Origin of the sequence: Sphingomonas sp. Ant H11, assembly GCF_000797515.1 — a bacterium.
Classification (GTDB): Bacteria; Pseudomonadota; Alphaproteobacteria; order Sphingomonadales; family Sphingomonadaceae; genus Sphingomonas.
The window spans coordinates 1-14322 of record NZ_JSBN01000160.1 but is presented as its reverse complement, the minus strand read 5'-3'; the positions used below and the strand labels follow the sequence as shown (position 1 = coordinate 14322).

Sequence of the window (14322 nt, the reverse complement as noted above, 5' to 3'; positions counted from 1 at the left end):
CGGGGCACGCGCGCGGGTGTCGGGCGGCTGCTCGCTAGCCGCGGCGGTCATGCGGCGTTGAACGGTCGCCGTGTCATCGTCAAGGCAAGCATCGTCAAGCTCGCCGGCAAGGGCGCGTCGGCCGCCGCCGCACACCTGCGCTATCTCCAGCGCGACGGGACCACGCGCGCGGGCGAACGCGGCACGCTCTACGGGCGCGATGCGGACGCTGTCGACGGCAAGGCGTTCGGCGAACGCGGGGCTGGCGATCGCCATCAATTCCGCTTCATCGTCTCTCCCGAGGACGGCGATCAGTATGACGATCTGAAACCGCTCACACGGCGGTTGATGGAACGGATGGAACAGGACTTGGGGACGAAGCTCGATTGGGTCGCGGTCGACCATTTCAACACCGGCCATCCGCACTCTCATATTGTCGTGCGCGGGAGGGATGATCGGGGCGCCGATCTCGTCATCGCCCGCGACTATATGACGACCGGCATCCGCGAGCGCGCCGCCGAGCTGATCGATCTCGATCTTGGCCCGCGTACCCACCGCGAAATCGCGCAGACGCTGCGCGCCGAAGTCGAGCAGGAGCGCCTGACCTCGATCGATCGGGAGTTGCTCAAGCGAGCGGACGCCGAGCTAGTGGTGGCAACCAAAGGTCGCGACGCCTTCGACCAGACACTGCGCGCCGGCCGGTTGGCGAAGCTGTCACGCCTGGGCTTGGCCGAGCCCCTCGGCGCCGGCCGCTTCCGGCTCGCGCCCGTCCTTGCCGATACACTTCGCGCATTGGGCGAACGTGGCGACATCATCCGCACGATGCAGCGCGAATTTTCGCGCGCCGCGATCGCCCGGGCGCAGGTCGACCAGACGATCTACGATCCGGCCGCGCCCGATGCCCGCCCGCTGGTCGGCCGCGTGTTGGCGCGCGGGCTCGCCGACGAGCACGCCGATCGCTATTACCTGATCGTCGACGGCGTGGATGGGCGCAGCCATTATGTGACGATCGGCAAAAGCACGGAAACCGATGCGAGCCTGCCGCGTGGTTCGATCGTGCAGATCGATCCGGTTAGCCCGACCGTGCGGGAGGTCGATCGGACCATCGCCGCAGTCGCCGCCGCCAATGGCGGACGCTACGATGCGGACGCCCATCTTCGCCACGATCCGACCGCCACCCAGGCCTTCGCCGAAACCCATGTCCGGCGGCTCGAGGCGATGCGACGCACATCCGGCATCGTCGAACGCGAACCGTCGGGCCGCTGGATCATCGCGCCGGACCATCTCGATCGCGTGACAGCCTATGAGGCTGCGAGGCTGCAGGACCGTCCCGTTGCGATCACCATACTGTCGCCGCAGCCGCTCGATCGGCTGATCAATGCTGACGCTGCGACCTGGATCGATCGCGAGATTGTTTCGGGCGCACCCGTACCCACCCGCGATGCCGGGTTCGGCCATGATCTGCGCGACGCCCAAGCGCGTCGGCGACAGTGGCTGGTGGCGCAGGGATTTGCCGAGGAAACAGCGGGCAGCACGACGTTTCCGAACGGCATGATCGCGGCGCTCCAGCGGCGCGAGCTGCTCCGGGTTGCGGGCCAGCTCGCCGACGAGGTGAATTTGCCATTCCGGGAGGCTGCCGAGGCGCCCGGATCGAGGGCGTCTACCGCCGTTCGGTCGACCTCGTCAGCGGGCGCTTTGCAGTGATCGAGCGCACCCGGGATTTCACGCTCGTGCCGTGGCGTCCGGTACTGGAGCGGCAGGTCGGCAAAGCGGTCTCGGGATTGATGCGCGGCGACGGCATCAGCTGGTCGATCGGGCGGGGTCGGAGTGGGCCGTCAATTTCCTGATGGGGCGATCTGTTCTCGGGTTGCTACGGGCCGCTTCTTGTCGATAGGTTCCGCCGACGTCCCGGTCATTCGACACGCATTTTGCGTGGCTGAAAACGGGACTTCTGGTCTTCACCGGGCGGGACGAGGTGTATGGTCCCGATTGCGCTTGTCAGCGACGTAGCTCTGTCCACCATCCGCCTTAAATATTTCAAACAAGCCCGTCGCCTCGAACAGGGCTGGAAAATTCTTGACCCCGTAGTTGCGAGGATCGATCGGCGCCTGGCGCTTGGCGGCGCTGCCTGCCGCGGACATAGACGCCCAGCCATCTTCTCGTGCCGCTGCTTCGACGGCACCGCGCAGGATCGTTACAAGAGCGGCGTCCTGCGCGAGCGGCTTCGCGGGGCTTGCGGCCGTAACGCGAGCCACCTTTCCCTCCGCCTTGCTGGTGGGCTTTCCCTTGGCTTTCGCCTTTCCAGCCGATTCGGCAACGGGTGGCGAGGCTACTGCGGTGTCGATGCCGTCGAGATAGAGAAAGGTTGTACAGGCGTTGACGAAAGGATCGGGCGTCTTTCGCTCGCCGAAGCCGTAGACGTTTTGCCCGTTGGCTCGAAGCTGCATCACGAGAGGCGTGAAATCGGCATCGCTCAACGCGATACAGAAGGCGTCTAACTTCTGCGTGTATAGTAACTCCATCGCATCAATGACGAGCGCAATGTCGGTCGCGTTTTTGCCGGCGGAATAGCTGAATTGCTGTATTGGGCGGATCGCGAACTCGTGTAGCTTCTCCTTCCAGCCCTTCAATCCGCTACTCGCCCAGTCACCATAGGCTCGCCGGATATTGGCTATTCCGTACTTTGACAGCTCAGCGAGTATAGCCGCGATTTTTGAGTGGGAGACGTTGTCGGCGTCGATCAGGAGTGCGATGCGGTGATCGCGCGTGGGCAGTGCGGGCTGTTCTGTTTCCATCGTTCCTGCTCTCACTCCGCCAGATGTACGCGGATTGGTTTGTGATGTCCCTCCCCGAAGAACAGAGCGTTATACCGCTCAAGCGATTTGAGCCGGTCAGCCGTTTGCTTCTCGTCTGCCGAAGCACCCGTCATTCGGGCCAGCGTGCGGGCATCAGCCTCTGTCACACGCATCGTGAGGTAGCTGCCAACGGCTGAGAAGAGTGACGAGTTGAAGTCTTTCGCTTCCTGCGAGGCTAATATCAACGACAGGCCGTACTTCCGGCACTCCTTCGCAAATTGCGGAATCAGCTTCAAACGGGCGGCCCTATGGGCTTCGTCGAAGATGATGGCGTGCGTCAGCCCCATCTGCACTCCTCGCCTGAACATATCCTTGTAGAGACTGTAGAGGATGAAGGATGAGAAAGCGTTCTGTAGCATCCCATTCGTTGTCCCGTGGATTCGGATGATCGTGGGACGCGTCTCATCGAGCAGGCTGGGTTTCTCTCCAACGCCATCGAAGAATCCGTAATCGGACAATTCTCGCAATCGGGCGAGAAGTCCGGCGTTGGGCTTCGGTTTCCCGCAGAGAATATCGTAAAATGCGCGAAAGCTGGGTGTCCGACGTCCGGATGGAGAAGGATCTGCCCATCCAGCATCGTCATAGCTTTGCTTCAGGGCCTGTCTCAGCTCCTCGAGCTGGATATCCCCGAGGTCGGGAAAGATCGCCCCGAAAAACGTCGCGCAAGGTCCCGGCAACATCGACATGCGCGGTCGGCTGGGATGAGTCGATCCGAAGCGGATTGAAGCCCAGTCCATCATAGTCGACGAAATTCAGCGGTCCAAGTTCATCCGCGAGCTTGGCGTCTATGTCGTCATGATAGGAGAATATGATCGGGCAGATCCCAGCTCGACTGAGCTGGCGGCATATGTTGATCAGACAGGTTGTTTTGCCCATTCCCGGAAGACCGACGAGCATCAAATGCGGATTGGCCCGTATCGACAGTCGCCAGTTCACGTCATCATGGCCACCAGCCGTCGTACCAAGGTTGATCTCGGTGGGATCCACCGGTCGCGCTGACTGATCGCCGGCAGACGAGCCATCCACCGGTTCAGAGCTAAAGGACGCAGCTGCGGCCGGGGGCTCATCCTGCGCGAGGTCGGAATTGCTGCTCGTTACACCCTCGTTTGGGAGCAGTATTGGCACTGGCATTTCCAGCGGTTCTGGCGGGCCTTGGTCGTGCGGCGAGGGGAGAGTCCCCGGATCGTCGGGCAGCAATGACGGCCCAAAGAGCCACAACCTGGCTTCTTCGGCATCCGCCGCCTGGATGCGTTCCGGCGCACCGGTGCGATGCTCGGGACAAAAGACGTAACCGATGTCGGGTTGTTCGATCTCGGTCGGCAGATAGTCCGCGTTGAGCAAAATCTGATCGATCTCCCGCAGAAGCCGCGTCTTTGCGGCTGGCTGGAGACGATGGCGCGCGGCACGTTCAAGGTAGAAGCGCAGGATTCGTGCGAGCTGAGAGCGACGAAGCGAACGCTCAAGCGGATGCAGGTCCTTGGAGAAAAAGTAAGCTGACCACCGCCGTCGTAGGTCACCTGTCTGGGCAAGCATCCCTTGGAACAGTTCCGGTTGACGCGCTGTGCGCAGATGCAGCCGGTGCTTGACCTCAACAAAGCGGAATTCGATCGCCCCGCGTCCGGTGGTTTGAACATGAATGAAGTCGGCTCGGCGGCCGCCTTCGCCATCATCCTCGCTTCCAGTCACCGGTGCCACGTCGAGTATCTCGTCCACTGGCACGAAGAAGCCTCGGCCCAGATCCAGCCATGGGCCGCTGCTATCCTCCGCAAGGGCACAGTGCGCTTGCATTAGGGCAAGGGAGATCATCTCACCAGTTCGAGAGCTTGGATTTGCGAGCCTTATCGCTAGCCTGCCTGACAATGCCTTCAGGTGCAGCAGCAGGAAGCGGCTGTTCCGCTCGCTTCCGCTGAGCCCCATATCGCCGAGGGCTTCATCGACGAGGGCACGAACTTCTTCCAGATTGCTCGTCGTGGTGACCAGCTGAAGGGCACCGAGATCCGAACGCTCAGGAATCGCGTCGATAACGAACCGCTCATAGATGTCGGGCAACGCCACTGGCGCATCAAAATATTCCACACATGCGTTCCGATCGACGGTCACTACCCAGTCGCTATGTTCATGCATGAGGTCGATGCGGCCACGGTCCGCCAGCGGAAGGCGCGTCCTGAGAACAGGCCAGTCGTCGGCTGCTCCACCAAGGAATCGAGACGTCGCGCGGGCAATGGCGGCGTCCATGCGGAGCAAGCGATCGATTCCGGTTCGGTTTTCAGGTGCCTTTTCGCCTTCTGTTTTCGGCGGGGCATAGACGATCCATTCCGTATCCTCGCCGAAGGTCACACGGCGCTCCAATGCCCGGCTGAGTCCGAAAGCGTGGAGCGGCCGGCTATCTCCCAACTCTTCGGCTTTGCGAATCGTCAGCCGAGTCTCGAAGCTGTCGAATGCGAGAGCAAGATGACTCGTCCGCGGTACATCTGACTCGGATCGCTTCGCCCAGCGTAGTCGCGGCGCGACGATCTCTCCGGGCCGCCGCGCCGTCTCCGTCATCCAGCGATCCTCGGCGCTGACGATGCCGCCGCCGGTGCGGCGGCGGCGTCCAACTGCATTGAGGAATTTACCAGATATGGAGGAGGTCTCTTCGGGATGGATGAGGTCCAGCTTGAAGCAGAGTTCCGATTCTCGCTCTTCGTCATCGTCGGCTGCTGGCGTAACCGCCCTTAACGTCTCGCCGAGCGCGCGCGCAACTGTGGCTCCGTCACCAGGTCGCCATGCCTGGATATGGAGCATGTCGAGGCCGACACCGGCAAGGCCGCTGCCACGATGGTGGCAATCCAGATAGTGCTGAATCTCTCTCGCCAGAACGGCCGCGCTCTCTATGCCGATGGATGGAGCGATTTCCTGGGTACCACCGCCGAGGCAGGTCGAGAGCAAGGAAATTGCAGCCTTCGGTTCCGGATCGCCGTCCACGGTGAGAGCGACGGCATGGAATCCCAGCATGTCTGCAAAAACAAAGCCCGGCATATTTGGCGTTCCAGGAAGCACTGCCGGAAAATTCGAACCGTCGAGATCCTTTACCGCAGCGCGCACGGACGACGCTGTCATACCCTGCTCGTAGCGGGCATGAACGAGAAGCTGATCGTATGCAGCGTGCCACAGCATGCGGAGCGGATGCAGCGGCGTCGCGATGAGACCCCATGTCCGGCCAGATAGTGACCGCACTTCAATGGTTCCGTGAAGACAAAGAGCGGGTGGCCCTGCCTCAAGCGCCGCAGCCCACGCATTCGTATATGCCTCGCCAGCAGGCCACCGGCTCGCCTGAATTCGAGCCAGCAAGCCAAGCGGTCCAAGCTCCGAAGCCAATTTTCGGCAGCTATCGACCACTCGGTCCCAGACATTGGAGGGTAGTGAACCGGGCGACAGCGCCTCGAAGGCGAGTTCGCCGACGGGAGATCCATCGGAGCGGACCTTCAATATCCATCGTCCTGGCGGCCCGCCAAGACGCTGCCAATCATCTTCGGCTTGCCGTATGAGCGTAGGGCGTAGGACCCGCGCGCTTCGACCACCCGGAAGGCTCCAACTGATAAACCCTTTCTTGTCCTCCGTGGCACGCGACGCAGGTTGGTTGACGTCCGCAGCTTCATCGAAAGCAGCTCGGTTCAAAATCGCGATGCGCCGTCGATCAGGCTTCGTTCGACTTTGCCAGAAACTGCCGTGGATTTGCCTTCAGCCTCACCAAACTCAAGGACAAACTCTTCGCTCTGCACGGCCGGAACGTCCGTGGCTCCAATGGCACTTATATGCACAGATGCTTCGAACTTGGCATCCGAGCCCAGATGATCAAAGTATTCGATGGAGAACACGGCCCGCTGAGGATTCACCTCCTTGTGTGAGACCGTTTGTTCAGCCAGTTCTTCCTCGCCCGCCATAATGGCTACGCGATAATCGACCGCGCCGCGCGGCAAGTCATCTGGTTCTGTAGCCCAGCGAACTTCAAGTCGGCCTTGATCCTTCGTCGCCGCAGCGCGATCCAGGACCAGGCGGGGGCGCTCGTCTCCCGTTTCCTCGGTGGGCCTCAGGCCTGACCAGCCCACCAATTTCCCCCGCGCCGGTCCGCCACGACGACAGACGGAGCGCACGTACATCTGCACCGGTAAACTGAGGATCGATCGCGCGAAGCCAGAGGTCTGGCCTGCCATTGAGACAATTCAGAATTTGCAGAGGGCCGCGGCCAGCAGAATCTCGCAGAAATGATTCGAGCGCTGCAGCCTGGTCGCCATCCGGGTCATTCGCTAGCAGCAGGCCGCGGACGCGATCACCAATAGAACGGTCATCATGTGCATAGAGCAGCCGCTCGGCGAGGGCTCCGCTCAGGTCGAGGTCGTTCTCGTCCGGAACTCCTTCAATGGCGATTGGCCAGAGGCCAAGCCGTGCCACCGCTGCCCCAGCGCCCACCGACTCGGCGGTCACAAGAAAATCGAAAATCTGGAATGGCGTTAAAAGGTGCCGGCGCCCGAGACGCTCGGCTCTACGTTGCGCAGCCCTGAGAAAAAACGCCCTTTCCCCGAAGCGGGCGGCGTGCACGCTCCTGTGCGCCTCTGAAAAGCTCTGCTTCGCCGATCTCTCGCGCCGCACTGTAGATGCCATCCAGACCTGCCCCGGCCCGAAGAGGGTCGATTATGAACAGAATAGGGTCGGCCTTGTTCTCGCGCAATTCGACGGCCCCATCGGCCGTAATCCGATTTTCACCCGCCGCATCAACCACCGCCCGAACTGTCCAGCCGTCAACTATCAGTCCCGGGGGAGCGACCAATGCGTCGACAAGCTCGGAGGAGAGGCATCGAAGGAACGCGATTTCACCTGACACGGGCGCGCCAAGAATCTGCGCGAGCGCTGTCGCGATATGGCCCGCGTGAACGTCTGTGATCATATGGCGACTGCCTCTTGGGATTCGCCCATGTCATCGTTTGGGATGTAGCGGGTGCGCAGCTTCTTCATGCGTTCGGCGTCATTGACGCCCACGAGCAGGCCAAGATCGCGCAGCCGACGCTCCAGCACTCGGCGGTTTCGCTGAAGGAGTTCGTTGGGGACCGCCATATTTGGGGGCGGCTGATCGATGTAGAATCCGTAGCGCTCGCGCAAAAGTTGCAGGAACTCTGGAAAGGAGAGGTCTTTTGGCTTGTTGCCCTTTCCGTCCCTTCTCAGATGACGGTGCACCAGATACTCGAGTGCCGTGTTGGAAAGGACGAAAGAGATTGCGTCCATCGTCTTTCGACCGCTGGGCAGTGCCTTGCGCAAGGTAATACGGCGGCGACGGGCCAGGCCGTGAGGTTCATCGGTCATGAGAGCCGCATGAAAGCTCTCTTGGATTCGGCTCTTGGAAGATTGTTCCAGTGCGAGCGTCAGCGCTTCAGCAAGCCGAACCCCGTGCTTGCGTCCGTCCGTTTCGTTCTGAAGGATGTCGAGACGTAGATCTGTTGGCTGCTCAGGATCAGACGCCTGCACCAGTTTGCGGGCGGAATTGCGAAAGAATTTCTCGGCATCGCGTGATTCGTCATGGGCACCGCGAGCCAGTGATCCGAGTAGATTGAGCCATTCGGTAGCATCGGGCTCTTTGGGCGGCAGACCGTTCTTCTGTGATGCGAGATCCGACTCCGTGCTGACAAAAAAGTCCAGTAGGCGCAAATACATGAGTATCGTCGACAAGCGCTGCAACTGACGCCGGGCGAGATCGCCCGATTGTTCCGATGCGTCTCGCAATTGCGGATCAGCCGAGCCCGAGCAATCGACGAACCGCTCCCATGGCTGCTGCTCATTCTGCTCCGGCACTTCACCTTCGGTGAGCCAATGCTCGAGTATGCGAACAGTCGAGAGAATGATCGTGGAAAGCCCAACGGCGATGGCGCTTTCGAGCATTGGGAGGAGCGATAAGCGAGGAATCGTGCCGTCGCGTCCGTAACTCTCAAAGAAAACGAGGAGATCTTTACGGAACTGGGCAGCCGCCTTGCTCGCGATCGGACGCTGATTGGGGATCGGACCGGGCTGCCCCTTCCCCACGGCCTTGCTTGGGGCCTCGCCGCAAAGTTGCGCCATCCGTACAGTCAGTAACTGGTCTAGGCCGACGGTCGTGTCTTCACTGAATTTGTCGGATCGCAAGTTGGTCCTAAGATCGCCGTCGACCGATACCCCTGGCGCAAAGGCGGCGACGAACTCATTATCCTCTATCCGGGCGCAACAGGATAGCGGCCACCGCGGGCGTCAAGTTCGAGGTTGGCGCCTTTGGGTTGATCGGCAACCAGCGCAACGATCATTTCGGGGACGCCACGCAGGTTGGCAGCATCCACCGGGAGGTCAATCCACGAAGCCATATAATGCGGCGCGAAGCAGCGTTGGACCTGCTCATCATGCCCTTCTGCATGTCGTCTGTTTTCGAGGATCGCGGTCAAAAGCAGGTCGCCGAGGATCGTTCGACCGGTTTCGGTATCGAAGCCAGCGAGGACCTCGCTCTGGGCAAGAACGTCAGCCACGCTCCGGATCGTCGGCTTGCCGCCATCAGGCCCGAATGAGCTGTTGAATTTGCCCCTACCGCGCCGATGCCCCCAACGAAACAAATACAGGATCATCGGCATCAGCGCCCCGATCGCAAAATCCTGGGGCGTGAAAGGGAAGACCGGTGCATAGTTGCCGGTCCAGATCTTGGCCGTCATGTGATTGCCAAGGGCGTTTTTCGACCGTTTTCCGGGCTTCACTCGCCATGGTTCAGACCCTCATTTCAGCACGCTCAAGCGTGATGATCTGACCAGTAGAGTTCATGTCGATGCCAACCGTGTAGACACGCTCTTCATCTGCTGGATTCCATGCCCGCATTCCCCGTTCATCTTCCTGGGCCAGCCGCTGAGTGAAAATCGCGAGGTTGGCGAAAACATCGTCCGAAAAAGCATCGAGGATCTGGACGCCTTCCGCGAGTTCCCGCAGCAGTGTGAAGAGGTCGAGCGGTACGATGAGGCGCTCGACACGATCATTTGATAGCCGGTAACTTAGCACGAGATGGCGATGAAGCGTCTCGAGGCCTGGCGCGCGCGCAAATTCTTCGGCCGCCAGCGTGAACCGAGCAAGGGGCTTCGCGACCCAGAAGGAACTTTCGGTCGGGGTTCGTGGGACGATACGAACGGGAACAAACTCACGATCCCGGAAGGCAATGTCGGGTAGTGCTTCGAGCCGAGAAAGACCGCGGCAAAGCTCATCTCGTATCTGGGTTTTGTGTTCATCGGACAGTAGAGGGAAATCCCTGAAATCAGCTAGATGGCGTCCGCCATGGAGGCCAAGCGCATCGATGCTCCGGCCAACCTTTGAAATCTGATCTGCGTTCCAGAAGAAATAAGCTCTGCGTCGTGCGCTTCGGAGAGGCGCCTCGGGAAAACGAGGGGCTCCGTGTGCGGGATCGGGCGCGGCCGGACTCAGCAAGTAGCGGTCTATACGGGCATTGGCATCGAGCGCCGGATCAAGCCGCGTGAGTTCCCGCAACAACTCTCCTTGCCGTCGCGGTGCTGATGGGTCGAAACAATAGTCAGCTGATTCGTGCTTTCCGATCGAAACGTCTTCATGCAGGTCATCACAGGCGTAAATTCCGAACAGGATATAGCTCAGCGCCGCCTTGAGCTCTCGGGCAGTAATGTGGACCTCATTGCGCTGATGGACTGCCTGCAGGGCATCCGTCAGGCGCGTCCGCAACAGGGTTCCGCGTGCCAAAGTGCTGGGGTCACGGCTGGCGCCCATCATCGCAGCAGAGGCTTGCATGGAGCAGCGTGACTGAGCTGTGCAGCGGTTGCACGCCTCCCAGATTTCCGGTGCGTTCGATCCGCCGACCAACTTGGCGATCATTTGATCCACGAATTGCGTGGATACCTGATCGAGCCCGTCCTCAATTCCGCCGACCAGCGACCGGAAGTTGAGCTCGATCAATCGAACATGGGCATCAAGCCCCTCGCCTTCACGCCCAAGCGCGTCGGCAAGTTGCTGTGTAAGCCGGCTCTGGCCGTTTCTTTGCTCGTAGGATTCAATCCATTCCATCAGGCGGCCATCGTTGACAGCGACAAGATGAATACGATTCGTCGGTGCTTTTTCGTGGAAGGGCTCAAAAAATCTCGTCGAGCAATTCGTCGGCAGAGCGGCCATTCCAGGATGCGGCACCATCGAGGTTGATCTTGATTTTCAGGCCGCCAATCAACGCATCGTGCACGCGACGCTCCGAACGGAGGTCGTCGATGCCCAGCTGTGATGCCAAGCGCTGCAGAAGTGCGGTCTTTCCGTCACCGGCATTTCCGCACAGGATTACCAGAGCAAGATCGCCAGCCAGAATGGCGGGGCCAAGCATCCGGTCAAGCCCGGTTTCGACATAAGTGTCTGCTGCAAATGAAGAATCTAGACCACGCGTTTCGGCGTTCCCAAAACGGGAGCCGGATAGGATCTGAGAATCTCGGTGACGCGAGGTACGACCATTGGACGAAGAGGTTCGGGTTCAGTCGATGCTATGGGTGCATTCACCGTTCCAGCAGAAGCGCGATCGAGCTGCCGCAAGGCATCCAAGGCCTGGCCGGCTCCGGTAAAACGGCGAGATGGGTCGGGATCGCAGGCCCGGTCGGCGAACTGTGCGAACAACGGGAATCGGGAGCGATCCTCTTGTGACCAAGCCACTCCGGCCCCATCGCGACGGATCCCCTCAAAGAGAAATGGATGCTGGTCTGTCAGCGCATGGTACAGGCTTGCCGCCAAGGCAAAGACGTCGTCTGCCGGCGTCGCGGGCCGCAGCGCCCGCCGCTCGGGTGAGGCATAGAGTGTCGTTCCAGGGCTATTGATCACCTCCCCGACGGGTCGAGCGAGATCGAAATCGATCAGGCATGCGGCCCGGCCATCGACGAGGATGTTGGAGAGGCTGACATCCCCATGCACCCAGTTCTGGACGTGAAGAGCGTTCAGTCCTTCACAGAGCACTTTAGCCCAGTTGAGGATCAGCGACTCTGCATCGAGCGGGGAATCGTCCTGGAGTTCATCAGCAAGGAGGCCGACATATTCGCCACGGAGGTTGTCAAGCGGGTCACCGGGTCGCCACTTCAGCAAGGCCACCAGGGTGTCGGCTCGCCATTTGGCTGCGGTCTGATAGATTCCGGACAAGGCTGAGTGATCGGCGATGTGAGCTGCTGCCGGTCCCATGGACACCAAGTTAGGCTACATGAGCCTGCTTCTCGAAGTCCATGGGGCTGAGATAGCCCAAGGTCGAGTGCCTGCGCGTGGGATTGTAGAAGCGTTCGATGTAATCGAACACGTCCTGCCTTGCCTGATTGCGCGTGCGGTAGGTTTTGCGCGCGATCCGTTCGGTCTTCAGCGAGGAGAAGAAGCTCTCCATCGCCGCGTTGTCCCAGACGTTGCCGGACCGGCTCATCGAGCAGGTGACGCCATTGTCGGCCATCAGTCGCTGGAACTGCTCGCTGGTATATTGGCTGCCCTGGTCGGAGTGATGCAGCAGCGCATCGGGCTTGCCGCGCCGCCAGATCGCCATGACCAGCGCATCGGTGACGAGCTGCGCCGTCATCGTGTCGCTCATCGACCAGCCGACCACCCGCCGCGAGAACAGATCGATCACTGCGGCCGCGTACAGCCATCCTTCGGCGGTCCAGAGTGGAGTAGGAAGCGCATCAGCGCTTCCCCTCCCCGAACCGTACGTGCACCTTTCAGCGCATACGGCTCTCCATTCAGCCTTGGCCCATGGCCATGGCGACATCATGATAATGGGAGGTGACAGTGTTTCGGAGTTCGTCCCGGAAGATGTAGGGATTTCGCTCCGGGTTCCGCCACCGGAACTGCAACTTCTGGCTTGTGACCAGTCGCCGCAGCGCCTTACCCACGGCATTGCCCTGATTGCTTCGCCCGTACAGCAGCCAAGTTTTCGATTGGCCGATGCCCGGGGCGCGGTACCATTTGCGCATCAACGGTTTGATGCGAGAGCGGTACTTTTGCGCCAACCAGTGCGCCATTTTCCAGAATACGACGGTGTCGATGCGCCGGAATGTGCGCGCCGTGAAGTCGGTGAACTTGTAGAACGCAGCCCATCCCGCCAGTTGGCGGTTCAGGCTGTCGATCATGTCCACCGTGGCAACATCATGATTGCCGGAGAGCGCCTCGATCAAGCGGTGAGCGAAGGTCTTGGCTTTCTCCTTGGGTATCGTTGAGACCACGGACATGCGTCCGCTTGATCCCCGCCTGCGAATGATCCGGTGCCCGAGGAACACGAACCCGTCGTCAACGTGGGTGATATGGCTCTTGTCCATATTCAACGTCAGCTTCAGGCCGTCCTCCAGAAAGGTCCGGCATTCCTCGCGGATGGCCTCGGCATGTGCCTTGGTGCCCTTGACGATGACGACAAAATCATCGGCATATCGGCAGTAGGCGACAGCAGGTTTCCATTGCCGGTTCTCACGAACCGTAATGGGGCGCTCCTGCTGGATACCGAAGTTCCATGCCCAGCGGTCCTTCCGGGCCTTGTCGCTCAGATATTTCGCCTCCAGCCACGCATCAAACTCATGGAGCATGATGTTGGACAGGAGTGGCGACAGAACGCCGCCTTGCGGAACACCTTCGCTTGAGGCCACGAACAGGCCACGATCAATGTGGCCTGCCTTCAGGAACCGCCAGAGCAGATCAACAAACCGGTCGTCCCGGATACGCCGCCGGACGCAACGAAGCAGAAGCCGGTGGTGGACCGTGTCGAAGTAGCTCGCCAGATCACCTTCGATGATCCAGCGGCCCCGCGTCCCGGCACCAGTATCCTGCAACTGTATCTTCACGGTCCGAACAGCGTGATGCACGCTGCGCTCCGGCCTGAAGCCGTAGGAGAGGCGATGGAAATCGCTCTCCCAGATCGGCTCCATGGCCATCAGCATCGCGCGCTGGACGATGCGGTCTTTCAGGGTCGGGATACCCAATGGGCGTTTCTTGCCATTGGCTTTCGGGATATAAATTCGCCTGACCGGCTGCGGGCAGTAAGTCCCGTCCAGCAGGTCCGTACGCAGGCTGGCCAAATGTTGCGTAAGGCCTGTCCGCATCCGCTGCTTATCCATTCCGTCGATGCCCGGCGTATGGGCGCCGCTTGACGCCAATACGACCCGGGCGCTCGGCAAGCCACGCCTGATCGGCAATGAGCCGGAGAAGGCGATCAAACCGGCGGGTTGGATCGCTCTCGGCCCATGTCGCGAGCTTGTGCTGCATTTCGCTGATTATCAAAGGTCTTCACCTCATTTGGTCAGGTAGTTTGCACTTCAAGCAGATTGAACTGCCCCCCTTCGCCATGTGGCCGGATTTCCCGGTCGCGGACTACTACGAGGACTCCGTCAGCATGGTGGACATCAGGGTCAACTCCCTTGGCATTCCATCATGCCTTCCCTCGTTCATATGCTGGACTTTCACGCGCTGGGGAGGCTGCCGGTCGCAGTCCTTGTCC

Annotated in this window: 12 protein-coding genes and 1 pseudogene; 1 reads left to right on the top strand and 12 read right to left on the bottom strand. The window is 60.5% G+C overall.

Annotated features, from left to right (window positions below; genetic code table 11):
• The first annotated feature begins 57 nt into the window (after positions 1-57).
• Positions 58-1826: pseudogene (gene rlxS, locus NW75_RS20635) on the top strand (relaxase/mobilization nuclease RlxS).
• Positions 1827-1937: 111 nt separating this feature from the next.
• Here rlxS and NW75_RS20630 read toward each other — a convergent pair.
• The 12 genes from NW75_RS20630 to ltrA all read right to left on the bottom strand — a co-directional run bounded on the left by NW75_RS20630 (position 1938) and on the right by ltrA (position 14041).
• Positions 1938-2774 carry an NYN domain-containing protein gene (locus tag NW75_RS20630; RefSeq protein ID WP_033967280.1) on the bottom strand — a complete coding sequence of 279 codons (837 nt, stop codon included), beginning with the start codon at positions 2772-2774 and terminating at the stop codon, positions 1938-1940.
• A gap of 11 nt (positions 2775-2785) precedes the next feature.
• Positions 2786-3520: an ATP-binding protein gene (locus NW75_RS24755; RefSeq protein ID WP_156143100.1), complete on the bottom strand. Its 735-nt coding sequence runs from the start codon at positions 3518-3520 to the stop codon at positions 2786-2788.
• Positions 3414-5990, bottom strand: a complete 2577-nt coding sequence (locus tag NW75_RS20625) for a hypothetical protein (protein WP_156143099.1) — start codon at positions 5988-5990, stop codon at positions 3414-3416. Before NW75_RS20625 ends, NW75_RS24755 begins: the two co-directional genes overlap by 107 nt.
• A gap of 497 nt (positions 5991-6487) precedes the next feature.
• Positions 6488-7027 (bottom strand): hypothetical protein, encoded by a 540-nt coding sequence (locus NW75_RS25440; protein ID WP_197057901.1) that lies wholly within the window; start codon positions 7025-7027, stop codon positions 6488-6490.
• Between the two features lie 329 nt (positions 7028-7356).
• Positions 7357-7758, bottom strand: a complete 402-nt coding sequence (locus NW75_RS25435) for a hypothetical protein (protein WP_197057899.1) — start codon at positions 7756-7758, stop codon at positions 7357-7359.
• The gene (locus NW75_RS25430; RefSeq protein WP_197057897.1) at positions 7755-8984 is read right to left on the bottom strand and encodes a hypothetical protein; all 1230 of its coding nucleotides are present in this window, start codon (positions 8982-8984) and stop codon (positions 7755-7757) included. The genes NW75_RS25435 and NW75_RS25430 overlap by 4 nt, the downstream gene beginning before the upstream one ends.
• 65 nt (positions 8985-9049) lie before the next feature.
• Positions 9050-9535 carry a hypothetical protein gene (locus tag NW75_RS25425; RefSeq protein ID WP_197057896.1) on the bottom strand — a complete coding sequence of 162 codons (486 nt, stop codon included), beginning with the start codon at positions 9533-9535 and terminating at the stop codon, positions 9050-9052.
• Between the two features lie 52 nt (positions 9536-9587).
• Complete coding sequence (locus NW75_RS23240; protein WP_156143098.1) at positions 9588-11003, bottom strand: hypothetical protein; 1416 nt, start codon at positions 11001-11003, stop codon at positions 9588-9590.
• The gene (locus NW75_RS23235; RefSeq protein ID WP_052192553.1) at positions 10963-11202 is read right to left on the bottom strand and encodes a hypothetical protein; all 240 of its coding nucleotides are present in this window, start codon (positions 11200-11202) and stop codon (positions 10963-10965) included. Before NW75_RS23235 ends, NW75_RS23240 begins: the two co-directional genes overlap by 41 nt.
• Positions 11203-11249: 47 nt before the next feature.
• Positions 11250-11999 carry a protein kinase domain-containing protein gene (locus tag NW75_RS23230; RefSeq protein WP_052192552.1) on the bottom strand — a complete coding sequence of 250 codons (750 nt, stop codon included), beginning with the start codon at positions 11997-11999 and terminating at the stop codon, positions 11250-11252.
• A gap of 49 nt (positions 12000-12048) precedes the next feature.
• Positions 12049-12606, bottom strand: a complete 558-nt coding sequence (locus NW75_RS20600; protein ID WP_269430363.1) for an IS3 family transposase — start codon at positions 12604-12606, stop codon at positions 12049-12051.
• Complete coding sequence (gene ltrA, locus NW75_RS20595; protein WP_231565357.1) at positions 12578-14041, bottom strand: group II intron reverse transcriptase/maturase; 1464 nt, start codon at positions 14039-14041, stop codon at positions 12578-12580. The genes NW75_RS20600 and ltrA overlap by 29 nt, the downstream gene beginning before the upstream one ends.
• Between the last annotated feature and the right edge of the window lie 281 nt (positions 14042-14322).

Coding starts and splice junctions, on each gene's coding strand:
- NW75_RS20630 (WP_033967280.1), bottom strand. CDS start 2,774: ATGGAAACAGAACAGCCCGCACTGCCCACGCGCGATCACCGCATCGCA.
- NW75_RS25425 (WP_197057896.1), bottom strand. CDS start 9,535: ATGACGGCCAAGATCTGGACCGGCAACTATGCACCGGTCTTCCCTTTC.
- NW75_RS23235 (WP_052192553.1), bottom strand. CDS start 11,202: ATGCTTGGCCCCGCCATTCTGGCTGGCGATCTTGCTCTGGTAATCCTG.
- NW75_RS25435 (WP_197057899.1), bottom strand. CDS start 7,758: ATGATCACAGACGTTCACGCGGGCCATATCGCGACAGCGCTCGCGCAG.
- NW75_RS24755 (WP_156143100.1), bottom strand. CDS start 3,520: ATGTCGATGTTGCCGGGACCTTGCGCGACGTTTTTCGGGGCGATCTTT.
- NW75_RS20625 (WP_156143099.1), bottom strand. CDS start 5,990: ATGCTGTGGCACGCTGCATACGATCAGCTTCTCGTTCATGCCCGCTAC.
- NW75_RS23240 (WP_156143098.1), bottom strand. CDS start 11,003: ATGGCCGCTCTGCCGACGAATTGCTCGACGAGATTTTTTGAGCCCTTC.
- NW75_RS25440 (WP_197057901.1), bottom strand. CDS start 7,027: ATGGCAGGCCAGACCTCTGGCTTCGCGCGATCGATCCTCAGTTTACCG.
- NW75_RS20600 (WP_269430363.1), bottom strand. CDS start 12,606: ATGTCGCCATGGCCATGGGCCAAGGCTGAATGGAGAGCCGTATGCGCT.